At 38.8% G+C, this 11,098-nt stretch carries 13 protein-coding genes; 11 read left to right on the forward strand and 2 right to left on the reverse strand.

Annotated features, from left to right (window positions below; genetic code table 11):
- Positions 1-49 precede the first annotated feature (49 nt).
- Both GC096_RS15415 and GC096_RS15420 read left to right on the forward strand, forming a co-directional pair.
- Positions 50-1,237 (forward strand): N-acetylglucosamine-6-phosphate deacetylase, encoded by a 1,188-nt coding sequence (locus tag GC096_RS15415; protein WP_171631413.1) that lies wholly within the window; start codon positions 50-52, stop codon positions 1,235-1,237.
- Positions 1,221-1,949, forward strand: a complete 729-nt coding sequence (locus GC096_RS15420) for a glucosamine-6-phosphate deaminase (protein ID WP_171631414.1) — start codon at positions 1,221-1,223, stop codon at positions 1,947-1,949. The genes GC096_RS15415 and GC096_RS15420 overlap by 17 nt, the downstream gene beginning before the upstream one ends.
- A gap of 170 nt (positions 1,950-2,119) precedes the next feature.
- Here the strand turns inward: GC096_RS15420 and GC096_RS15425 are convergent, their stop codons facing one another.
- A complete protein-coding gene (locus tag GC096_RS15425; RefSeq protein ID WP_376769504.1) occupies positions 2,120-2,452 on the reverse strand; it encodes a YnfA family protein in 333 nt (110 codons plus the stop codon).
- A gap of 12 nt (positions 2,453-2,464) precedes the next feature.
- Positions 2,465-3,556 carry a CopD family protein gene (locus GC096_RS15430; RefSeq protein WP_171631416.1) on the reverse strand — a complete coding sequence of 364 codons (1,092 nt, stop codon included), beginning with the start codon at positions 3,554-3,556 and terminating at the stop codon, positions 2,465-2,467.
- A 172-nt stretch (positions 3,557-3,728) separates the two neighbouring features.
- Here GC096_RS15430 and GC096_RS15435 point away from each other — a divergent pair, with 172 nt between their 5' ends.
- From GC096_RS15435 to GC096_RS39090, 9 genes are all read left to right on the forward strand, one after another.
- Positions 3,729-4,223 (forward strand): PCYCGC motif-containing (lipo)protein, encoded by a 495-nt coding sequence (locus GC096_RS15435; RefSeq protein WP_171631418.1) that lies wholly within the window; start codon positions 3,729-3,731, stop codon positions 4,221-4,223.
- Between the two features lie 114 nt (positions 4,224-4,337).
- Positions 4,338-4,679: an ArsR/SmtB family transcription factor gene (locus GC096_RS15440; protein WP_171631419.1), complete on the forward strand. Its 342-nt coding sequence runs from the start codon at positions 4,338-4,340 to the stop codon at positions 4,677-4,679.
- Complete coding sequence (locus tag GC096_RS15445; protein WP_171631430.1) at positions 4,648-6,849, forward strand: heavy metal translocating P-type ATPase; 2,202 nt, start codon at positions 4,648-4,650, stop codon at positions 6,847-6,849. The genes GC096_RS15440 and GC096_RS15445 overlap by 32 nt, the downstream gene beginning before the upstream one ends.
- Before the next feature lie 35 nt (positions 6,850-6,884).
- The gene (locus GC096_RS15450) at positions 6,885-7,472 is read left to right on the forward strand and encodes a copper resistance CopC family protein (protein ID WP_171631421.1); all 588 of its coding nucleotides are present in this window, start codon (positions 6,885-6,887) and stop codon (positions 7,470-7,472) included.
- On the forward strand, positions 7,473-8,555 hold the full coding sequence (locus GC096_RS15455) for a CopD family protein (RefSeq protein ID WP_171631423.1): 1,083 nt from the start codon (positions 7,473-7,475) through the stop codon (positions 8,553-8,555). It abuts the gene before it with no gap.
- Positions 8,556-8,717: 162 nt separating this feature from the next.
- Positions 8,718-9,125, forward strand: coding sequence for a GNAT family N-acetyltransferase (locus GC096_RS15460; RefSeq protein ID WP_171631425.1), 408 nt, complete (start codon positions 8,718-8,720; stop codon positions 9,123-9,125).
- Between the two features lie 131 nt (positions 9,126-9,256).
- On the forward strand, positions 9,257-9,766 hold the full coding sequence (locus GC096_RS15465) for a DUF1572 family protein (RefSeq protein WP_171631426.1): 510 nt from the start codon (positions 9,257-9,259) through the stop codon (positions 9,764-9,766).
- Positions 9,767-9,957: 191 nt separating this feature from the next.
- Entirely contained in the window at positions 9,958-10,467 is a 510-nt protein-coding gene (locus GC096_RS15470) for an ATP-binding protein (RefSeq protein WP_171631428.1), read from the forward strand.
- 286 nt (positions 10,468-10,753) lie between these two features.
- Positions 10,754-10,885, forward strand: coding sequence for a hypothetical protein (locus GC096_RS39090; protein WP_281366806.1), 132 nt, complete (start codon positions 10,754-10,756; stop codon positions 10,883-10,885).
- Positions 10,886-11,098 lie beyond the last annotated feature (213 nt).

Below are 11,098 nucleotides of genomic sequence, written 5' to 3' on the forward strand. Positions count from 1 at the left end.
AATTTGTCCTATTATAAGGCTACATAGAGTTCCCAATTGATTGGAGGTAATGGCAATACAACGAACAATACAGGCAAGGAATGTACGAAATGATGAATGGTTGAATATTACATTGGAAGAAGATTGTGTTGTGAGTATAAACAGTTTAGGAACGTTCACTCCATCCAAAGATACACTATGGGTTTCTCCAGGATGGATAGACCTTCAAGTCAACGGGTATAGAGGTTATGACATTAATGGAATGAATACGACTAATGAAGATATTGAATCACTCACAGATATCATGTTTCAGCATGGAGTTACCAGCTATTATCCAACTATTATTACAGGAAGCTATGAGCGCATCGTTCAAGCATTACATCAGATTAATCTAATGTGTAATAGGAATGAGTGTGTGAATAGAGCCATACTTGGCATTCATCTCGAAGGTCCCTATATATCAACTGAAGACGGACCAAGAGGGGCTCACCCCCTGCAGTATGTGCGAGATCCGAGTTGGGAGGAATTTTGTCGGTTTCAAGAGGTAAGCGGTTACCGAATTAAACTGCTTACATTGGCTCCTGAGCGTGAAGGGGCAATTGATTTCATCGCTAAGGCTGTGGCAAGTGGCGTGGTCGTTAGCATCGGGCATACCGCAGCAACAGCAGAACAGATCCAAGCAGCAGTTGAGGCTGGTGCTACCCTATCGACACATTTAGGTAATGGTTCCCATCCAATTCTGCCTCGACATCCCCATTATATTTGGCATCAATTGGCTGAAGATCGGCTTTGTGCTGCTTTCATAGCAGATGGTCATCATTTGCATCCAGATGTTCTGAAAGTAATGGTTCGTGCGAAACAAGACAACTTTCTACTTGTGACGGATTGCGTAGCATTAGGGGGGCAACCGCCTGGTCGCTATGCAAGTCTGATCGGTGGGGAAGTTGATATACATGTAGATGGACGATTAACAGTAGCCAAGGATGCAAGAATATTAGCAGGATCGGGTGTAACAATGCCCCATAATTTAGAAAATATCATGCAATATGTTGGAATTCCTTTAAGGCAGGCTATTGAATCGGTTACGATCCAACCTTTGAAAGTAATGAAATTGAAAACTGAAAGGGGACTCGTGGAAACAATGAGCGATCTCACCCTATTCAGATGTATGCCTGACGGCAAGATTGTAGTCGAGGAAACCATTCAAGCGAGTAAATCGGTCTATAGGAGAGATATATCTAATGGAAATGATTATTAACGACAATTCAATTGAGCTTGGTGAAAAAGCAGCAAAACACGCTTCAGAAGTAATTATGGAAGCCATTCAGAAGAAAGGCAAAGCACGCATCATTTTATCAACAGGGGCTTCTCAATTCGGTTTCTTTCAAGCGTTCGTCAAACTGAATATAGAGTGGAGTCACGTTGAAATGTTTCATCTGGATGAATATGTGGGGCTGTCAGAGCGGCATCCCGCAAGCTTTCGCAAGTATTTAAAAGAGAGGTTTACGGAACATGTACCGATTAATGAAGTTCATTTTGTAAATGGTGATAGCAATATCGAAGAAACGATTCATACGTTAACAGAACAGATAGCCAAAGCGCCCATTGATCTTGCTTTGATCGGCATTGGCGAAAATGGGCATATTGCGTTTAATGATCCGCCAGCGGATTTTGAAACGAGAGAAGCATACATTGTCGTTAATCTGGATGAACAATGCAAAAACCAACAAGTCGGCGAGGGATGGTTCCCCGGTTTGGAAGAAGTTCCCAACCAAGCAATCTCTATGACCGTTCATCAAATCATGCAGAGCGACTGTATTATCTCTTGTGTGCCACATCGCATCAAGGCAAATGCAATCCTTAACGCAATTGAAGGTGAGCTGTCACCGATGAATCCCGCAAGTATATTGAAAAGACATTCAAACTGGCACTTGTACTTGGATAAAGAATCGGCATCACTTCTTGTTTGATAGAGACAAATATAAAATTTAAGCCAAGTGAAAAACGCGAATACTACGCCAATTAGTAAGTTTTTGGATACAAAAAGAGAAGGCTGCCGAGATCAATTGATCGGCAGCCTTCTCCGTTAACGGGAGTTTAGCCTGGTGGTAGCTTGAGATTTTGAATATTTATGAATCTATTAACTTCTTGGAGCCCATAGCATGATCGACACGCCTACAACGCAAACAAAAGCGCCTATCCAATCGTACATATCGGGTGTTTTTTTATCGACGAACATACCCCAGAGTACAGCAAGAACAACAAACACGCCACCGTATGCTGCATAGACGCGACCAAATGTTGGGAAACTTTGCAACGTTGGGATAATACCATAAGCAACAAGGATGAGGCTTCCGATGATACCATACCAGAGGGGCTTTGATTCGCGCAACCATAGCCATACCATGTATCCGCCGCCAATTTCGGCAAGTCCTGCAATAATAAAAATAAATATAGTCAACAACAAAATCATTTACTCCTTTCGCTATATCACACTAACCATAACTGCCACATATGTTACCACTGCAAGAATAAGACCCATACAGATGACCGCCATTGAGGCTTTCTGTCTTTTGACAAAAACAAAGAGCATTGTGAAAATAAGCAGTGCCGCTAGCAGCAGGAGAACAACACTCCATAAATTCACCCCGATTTTAACCATAAAATCAGCAGGAAGTTGATTAAACAAAGTAAATAAACTAGATGGTTGTGTCAATTTGATTGTATTTTCAATACTTAACTCATGGGGTGGATTCTGTTGTCCCATTACTGAAGTTGCCGATAGAACAAGAATGGCCATTATACTTTCAGCGCGGATCCAAGGTTTTGGATCGTAGTTCGGATTTGATACGAATTTGCGCTTGGTAAGGAATCCATTCATAAAAGCAATAACGAGTAGAGGAATAATCAATACATGTTTGATTAGTAATGTTTGTCCATATGTAATCATCCAGGAATTTAAATACTCTGGCACAATAAATTTCATCAGAATAAGTCCTGCAACAACTGTTATAGATACACAAACTAGGGCAACAGGGCTAAACCATTTGAAGAAAGCTTGCCAATGCTGCTGATCTTTCGAGAACCAAGCTGCGACTAGCAATATGCCGATCCAAACGGAGACAGCAAGAAAGTGAGTGCTATGTGTTATAAATCCTTTTATGGCAAAGTTCGATGCACAATGACTAGCCCAGCCAAAAGCTCCAATCAACCCTAGAGTGAATATTAAGCCAAGGATATCTACAAATGGATCTTTTTTGGATCCACGCAGAACCCTAATAAATATTAAAGCGCAAGAGAAAAAGAGGGTATATAACCATGCATGTCCCATTTTAAAATCAAGAAGAACGCCTTTTCCGATAACCCAGTAACTCTCTCCAAAATCCTTGGCAAAGAAATCAATGATTTTAAATACAGGAGCAAAAGATAATAGAGCTATTCCAGCTGCACATACAATGATCAGCCAATTGGGGATTTCGATTGTAGGCCTTTTATCTTCAGGCACCAGACTTAAAATTTGTCCCCCAGTAAGGATGCAAAAACAAACGTACAGTAAAGTCTCCGTTACATATATCATTGAATTCCGTTCTCCTATTAGTCCATTTTTTAACCGTTTCGAACATATTATATCTTACTAATATGATGGTAAAGTCTATGAAATCATACAATTTAATGAACATTGGCTAAAAATGGCTGCGCCACATAGAAAATGTGATATATTAGAAAAAGCTAATATATGAGGTGAAGCAATGAAACATTCGGTAAAGAAAATGATGATTGTATTATCTATGGCGGCAGTACTTACTGCATGTGGTTCACAAAAAGTTACATCAGACGAAGACCATTCAGAACACCAGGAGCATGCTAGTGGTGATCTACAAGAGAAAACGGCATCAGTCAATGTGTTGCCAACCTTCTTAAAAGGACAGACAGAGCAAATTCGATTAGTCTATGAAGCTTCGGGACGGGCAACTGATATATTGAAATGGATACCTTGTTATTGTGGATGTGGAGAAAGTGCTGGGCATACCAGCAATATGAACTGTTTTGTAAAAGAGGTTAATAAGGATGGTTCCGTCGTATGGGATGACCATGGTACTCGCTGTGGAGTTTGCTTACAAATTGCTGTCCAGTCCATAAAAATGAAGCAGGATGGAAAATCATTAAAAGAAATTCGTGAAACGATTGATAATACTTATAAAAAGGGATATTCAAGTCCAACAAAAACGCCTATGCCAATATAAATACCAAACCCCCATTCCAAAGATGGGGGTTTAATTTGACACATATATTAGAGTCAGCTAATATGATGATGAATAATCATATTAGTGAAAACTATTTAGTTGGAGGAAACCAAAATGATTCAAAATCAATTAGATGTTAAAGCCAAATTCATGCGCGGGTTTAGTGATAAAACTAGGCTTCAAATCTTGGATTGCATCAAAGATAAAGAAAAAACAGTCTCCCAAATCATTGAAGAAATTCAAGGAAATCAATCAAATATCTCTCAACATCTTACATGTTTAAAGGGCTGTGGAATTATCGTTGGAAGGCAAGAGGGGAAATATGTGTATTACAGCCTCAGAAACGAGCAAATCAAACAGTTTTTAAGCATTATGGAAGATGTTTTCATGCAAGTTGAAGAGGAAGTAGCTGCTTGTGATAAAAATGATCAATTGGATTGTTGCAGTAATAAGTAAAGAGGTGGACAAAATGAGTGTAGATAATGAGAATAAAGATTCTTGTTGCTCAGATACAAACTGCGAACAGATAATGGGTAAAGGAAAAATCTATGTCATCGAAGGAATGGATTGCAGTTCCTGTGCACGGACGATAGAAAATCATCTAAAATCTCTTCCTTCAGTCACAAGTGCAAGTGTCAATTTCTCAACCGGTAAAATGATAGCTGAGCATGATATCTCCGTAGAAGACGTCATTAAAGAAATATCAAAAGCCGGCTATAAAGCATCCCTTGTTTCGAGAAATCAGAAGAATACAGTATCTAAAAAAGATAACTCAGGTAGGAATCTAATTGTATTTTCAGGAGTTCTACTTCTTTTTGGTTGGATTGGCTCTTACACAAATGTATCACCAAACTTTACTACACTACTTTACGGTATATCCATTATCATCGGTGGTTATAAGCCAGCCAGAAGCGCCTATTATGCAGTGAAAAGCCGATCACTGGATATGAATGTATTGATGACAGCAGCTGTTCTAGGTGCCGCGGCAATTGGTCAATGGCTAGAGGGAGCTACAGTTGTTTGGTTGTTTGCACTAGGAAATGTACTGCAAACAATGTCTATTGAGAAGACCCGAAATTCAATTCGAAGTTTAATTGATCTGGCCCCTCCAGAAGCGTTCGTAAAAATGGGTCAGGAGCTTATCAGGAAACCTGTAGAGGAAATTTCTATTGCTGATGTTATTGTTATTAAACCAGGGGATAAAATTCCGTTAGATGGACTTGTCATTGCTGGGGAATCAAGTGTCAATCAGTCGCCGATTACAGGCGAATCCATTCCAGTCGATAAGCATATTGGCGATAGTGTATTTGCAGGTACAATAAACGAACATGGATCATTGGAGATTAAGGTAACTAAACTTGTTGAAGATACGACCATATCCAAAATCATTCACCTTGTAGAAGAAGCGCAAGAGCAGAAAGCTCCAACAGAAGCATTTGTAGATACATTTGCCCGTATATATACGCCAATTGTGTTTATTCTTGCACTTGTTGTGATGTTTCTGCCCCCACTACTTGATTATGGAACTTGGGGAAATTGGTTTTATAAAGGGTTAGAATTGTTAGTTATCGCCTGTCCTTGTGCTTTGGTCATTTCAACACCGGTAGCCATTGTTTCAGCCATAGGAAATGCAGCTAAGAATGGGGTACTGATCAAAGGTGGTGCATTTTTAGAAATAGCAGGAAGGATTTCAACAATTGCCTTCGATAAGACGGGTACGCTAACCGAGGGAAAACCGAAGGTATCTCAAGTTGTTCTAACAGGAACAAGTGAAAACGAGTTGCTTGCGATTGCTCGAACGCTAGAAGAATACTCGACTCACCCTATTGCCAAGGCAGTTGTTGAGTACGCCAATGATAAGGGTGTCCCTGTTCTTCGAGGTGAAACATTCAGAAATATCGTTGGCCAAGGTGTCAGCGCATGGATTGGAGATAGTGAATACTTTGCAGGAAACATGAAATTGTTCAAGGAACTCAGTACTACTTTAGAAGTGCTGGAACCACAAATTTTATCCCTTCAACAAGAAGGAAATACAATTGTGATTATAGGGACAAGCGAGACAATAATAGGTGTTATTGCTGTTTCGGATGCTATTCGTAGTACATCCGTGAAAGCTCTTAAAGGACTCCAAGCTGTTGGTATCCATCAAGTTGTCATGTTAACAGGTGACAATGAAGGGACAGCTAACAAAGTTGCTTCTCAAACGGGAGTTACCCGTTATTTTGCGCAATTAATGCCCGAGGATAAAGTCAATGCTGTCAAAAAGCTTCAAAAAGAAGGACACATTGTCGCCATGGTTGGAGATGGCATCAACGATGCTCCTGCACTTGCAACTGCATACCTTGGAATAGCGATGGGTGGTGCTGGTACCGATACAGCTATGGAAACAGCCGATATCGTACTTATGGCGGATAATCTTGAAAAATTACCACATACGATTCATTTAAGCCGTAAATCCGTACAGATCATTAAACAGAATATATGGTTTTCTATTATAATAAAAATCGTAGCTTTGCTTCTTATTTTCCCTGGGCTTTTGACATTATGGATGGCTGTTTTTAGTGATACGGGGGCAGCATTGCTTGTTATTTTAAACAGCTTACGATTGTTACGACTGCGGAAGTAAGTAGCTAATATCAATTCATATTTGGGGGATATCTAATGTTCACTATTCAAAGAAGTAGCCTTTTTGCAAAACTAGTCATGGTATTGAGTATTTTATTTGTAAGTTTGACTTTATCTTTTTCAAATCCTGCCTTGGCTCATACGGGATTTGATAAGTCGAATCCTCCAGCAAATGCAGTGGTTACGGATGAATTAAAAGAACTCACACTAACATTTGAAGGTAAACTGGAGAGCTTAAGTACATTTAAGTTGTTTGATAGCAAAAAACAGGAGATTAAATTAGATAAATTACTGCTTAAAGAGAAGGTTATGACAGGGATTTTGAGTCAACCATTATCAAACGGCACTTATGAAGTACAGTGGACCATTGTCGGTGAGGATGGACATCCGATTCAAGGGAAGTACTCTTTTTCGGTGCAAAGAGAAGGGGACAAGCAGGCACAAACAGAATTAAAGACTTCACCTTCACCGTCTGCAACAGTTGTACCTACTAGCACACCGTCTCCAAGTGCTACAGAAGTTGAGGAAGTATCTACATCATCCAATTATCTAATTTATGTAGGAATTAGTGCATTAGTAATTATTGCGCTTGTTATTCTGTTATTAGCTAGGAGGAAAAAGTAGTTGCTCTATGTATTATCGGAAGCTCTGCTTTATTGCTGCTACGCAATCCTTACTGGTGTAAGTATTCTTGCCCTTTTACCTGACAATAAAAAGCCCCGTTATCACATCTCAGATAATACCTTGACATGGGTTTTACTTGGAATTGTCTTACTATCGCTTGTTCAGGTGATAAAAATCATTGTTTTCTATAAGGAAATTCTAGGGTATGACATTCCCTATTTACTCTTTACGGTGCTAAGTGACTATAAAATTGGTAATGCCTGGTTTACGACCGTGATAACCGCTATGGTAATGTTACTTTTCTTGGGTTTAAAACCAAACTCAAAGGCGATCAAGTATAAATGGAAAGCGATTCCCATTTTAACATTGATTTTGCTTATTGCATTTGGATATGCGAGCCATTCCGCCTCTTTGTATGGATGGTCTGGCTTTGCAGCGCATACGACCCATTTTGTTAGTGCCATGGTTTGGATTGGTGTACTTTTTGTTGTGGGGTGGTTTACAGTCGAACTTAAGAACTGGTCTCCATTTCTGAAGTGGTTTTCACCAATGGCAATTGTATGTGTCTCTCTAAACATCATAGCAGGGTTATTGTTAATGAGCAGACTATCTCCCTATTATGTAAGCTCTTGGATTACATCGTTCGGTCAAGCTATGCTAATCAAACATCTTTTAATCGTTCCGATAATTGCTTTGGCACTCATTAATACATTTTTGTTACGTAAAGAAAGTAATAAAACATTGTCCTGGATGAGAGCTGAAAGCATTGTTATTATTATATTGCTCGTAGTTACAGCATTCATGGGTCAGCAAGAGCCTCCTCACGGGGATCTAACAACAATTCTCGATGATGGGCCACCATTGCCTTGGTTTACGTATATAAGTGGTTTCGATGTGAGCAGAGGAGAAGACATGGAAATTATCCCGAATGTGGCAAGCCTATGTCTTGCTGCAGCTGGGATCATTGCAATTTTAGGTGGTTTGCTCTGGTCTTGGAAAAAGAAGATGGCTATTTGGTCAGTTTCAGCTGCGTTGTTTTTTGTTATTTGTGGTTATTTGGCTTTGATGTTTTCGATAGCATGAGGTAGGCAATTACACCTCGTTTAATCGGATTATTGGTTAGAAGACCATTATATTGCTTTTAGTACAGTTACAGGGGGTCTATATTTGAAGTGCATAATCGTTGAAGGGATGGATAGAGTACTTCTTATAGGAATTATAAAATAACAAATAGGGTGTGAAAACTTGAGTATTACTTGTCGCTCAGATATTCCTAGTAAAGCTGATTATTATAACTTATTTCAGACTACTGGATGGAATTCAAAAGGAACTTGGAATGCTGACATACTTTATGAAGCAATAAAGAATAGTTGGCATATCGTAACTCTTTACGATAATGAGAAGCTTGTAGCATCTGGTCGCCTAGTATCGGATGGATATATACAATGTTTTATTTGTGAGATGATTGTTTTACCTGAGTATCAAAATAGAGGAATCGGCAAAAGAATTATGAACGAACTTTTAGAACATTGTAAAACCAATGGTATTAGATGGGTTCAATTAGCCTGCGCAAAAGGTAAAAAAGAGTTTTATGAAAAATTCGGATTTCAATCTAGAGAATCTGATGCTCCTGGAATGAATTTATTTCTTTGAGTTAAAGGATAAGAATAGTGGAGGAGCTTGCCTAGCGGCTGCTCTTTTTTTGTTCGTTCAAGTATAGATTGAATTAGGGAACATTCGTTTTGTATGATTATACATATACCTAATTACTGGGAGGATTCTAAATGGAGATCGCCTTAGAGCTACTTGAAAGTATGCTAGTTAAATTTAGGTCAGAAAAGAAATGGACACTTCAAGCCATAGAACAATTGTCCCAAGAAGACATTACATCTTCACCGACATCGGAAAGTAACAGCATCGCTAACCTAATTGCCCATATTAGAGGTGCGGTTCACTCTCGAGTCGAAACTATTCTGCTGGATATTCCAGACATAAGAGAAAGGGATAAAGAATTTGAAAAAGGGTTAGAAATGTCTAAAGAACAAGCTTTAAAAAAGATCATGGATGCTTTTGATATACTTATAAAATACCTTGAACATCTCAAATCCAGACCTGAGTTATTAATGTCACAACCCTTCATTAATCGTCCGCCTCTTACATATAGCCAGGTAAATAATGAGACGACAGCTCTTAATCTTATGATGTCAATGTTTAGAGAGGTCCATTTTCATAGTGGGCAAATCATCTATGCTGCCAAGATAAGAAAGGGACGGCTCATTTGGAATTACGATTAATGCAGTATAGTAACAGGAATCCTTATGTTATTGGCTTTCAATATAGTGGAAACAGACTAAACTAACGGTGAATATAGCGCGGGAGCTGCTTCGATGCAGCTCTTTTTTGATCCCATTAATTTTTAACTTTACAAAATCTGGGTTTCCCTTTAAGGTAGAGAATAAAAAAAATTACTAGAGGGAGTAGAACCATGGACGAAAAAATACCGCTGTTTATAGTGACAGGTGCAAGTGGTACAGGGAAGACAGCAGTTTCTATGGAACTGAGAAAATTATTACCAGATGTTGATGTTTTTGAACTCGATTCTATTCTTAGAATGGTAGGGGACGATGACTGGAATAAAGCTCAGAATATTTGGTTTCGTGTTGCTAGAAATGTAGCTGCTAGTGGACGAGTATCTATAATATGCGGAACGATAATGCCATGGGATGCTGAAAAGTGTGAGGATTTTCAATACTTTAAGGATAATATTTACTTTTTGAACTTACATTGTAACGATGAAACACGTGATTTACGATTACGTGCAAGAAATTGGTCAGAGGATTTGATTCAGGAACATAAATCTTTTGCAAAGTGGTTGCTTGAAAATGCTGACAAAGCATACACCCCTCCAATGCCGACAGTCGATACTTCTAAAACGGTGGTAAAAGAAGTGGCTGTCCAAATATGTGAATGGGTGCATGGACATATAATCAACTAAGCAAACTGGTAACTATAGCTCAACCAGAAGCGAGGCTGACGATATAACTCCGTGGTAGATACATATGAAGTTAATTTAACATTTGATGATGGTAGTAAGCGTTGGAGTATTTTATACACTCCTGAACGTCTAAAAAACATTCTTTCTCGAGCTGGTATTCACCCACCTGGGTTATTCATTCCGCACATGATTCTTATTAGAAGCTACAAAACTAATGATGTTGAACTTGCACTGAGATTGAAGGGGCCGGATAGTCGAATACCTATCTAGTTTGGTGGAGGAATAGATGACACAGTTTAAGGTTACTCAAACATTAAGTACTGAAAATCCTTTAATCATCAAAGGTAAGCTGTTGGAGGGACAAATACATGAAGGAATGGAAATTCAAGTAACCAAAGGAGTACATAATGAGATCTGAAGCCAAAATTCGCACACTTGCATTAGTTACAGTTTTTTTAATTTCAATATTCCCACTTGTAGTAAACTCATTATATCTATTTATAACAGATAAGGTGGTTTCAGAGAATAGCTCTGATTTGCAATTTATTACTAGTATTATATGGGAAATAGTTTCATTGGGAGTACTTTATTTAGTTTTAAAAAACTACGACTGACCAATCAGCTAACAGGG

Origin of the sequence: Paenibacillus plantarum (assembly GCF_013141695.1) — a bacterium.
In the GTDB taxonomy this organism is placed as follows: domain Bacteria; phylum Bacillota; class Bacilli; order Paenibacillales; family NBRC-103111; genus Paenibacillus_E; species Paenibacillus_E plantarum.

Bases quoted from the DNA above. Each gene is read 5' to 3' on its own strand.
- GC096_RS15465 (WP_171631426.1), top strand. From the start codon at position 9,257: ATGGAGATCGCCTTAGAGCTACTTGAAAGTATGCTAGTTAAATTTAGG.
- GC096_RS15435 (WP_171631418.1), top strand. From the start codon at position 3,729: ATGAAACATTCGGTAAAGAAAATGATGATTGTATTATCTATGGCGGCA.
- GC096_RS15470 (WP_171631428.1), top strand. From the start codon at position 9,958: ATGGACGAAAAAATACCGCTGTTTATAGTGACAGGTGCAAGTGGTACA.
- GC096_RS15445 (WP_171631430.1), top strand. From the start codon at position 4,648: ATGATCAATTGGATTGTTGCAGTAATAAGTAAAGAGGTGGACAAAATG.
- GC096_RS15425 (WP_376769504.1), bottom strand. From the start codon at position 2,452: ATGATTTTGTTGTTGACTATATTTATTTTTATTATTGCAGGACTTGCC.
- GC096_RS15420 (WP_171631414.1), top strand. From the start codon at position 1,221: ATGGAAATGATTATTAACGACAATTCAATTGAGCTTGGTGAAAAAGCA.
- GC096_RS15430 (WP_171631416.1), bottom strand. From the start codon at position 3,556: ATGATATATGTAACGGAGACTTTACTGTACGTTTGTTTTTGCATCCTT.
- GC096_RS39090 (WP_281366806.1), top strand. From the start codon at position 10,754: ATGACACAGTTTAAGGTTACTCAAACATTAAGTACTGAAAATCCTTTA.
- GC096_RS15450 (WP_171631421.1), top strand. From the start codon at position 6,885: ATGTTCACTATTCAAAGAAGTAGCCTTTTTGCAAAACTAGTCATGGTA.
- GC096_RS15440 (WP_171631419.1), top strand. From the start codon at position 4,338: ATGATTCAAAATCAATTAGATGTTAAAGCCAAATTCATGCGCGGGTTT.
- GC096_RS15415 (WP_171631413.1), top strand. From the start codon at position 50: ATGGCAATACAACGAACAATACAGGCAAGGAATGTACGAAATGATGAA.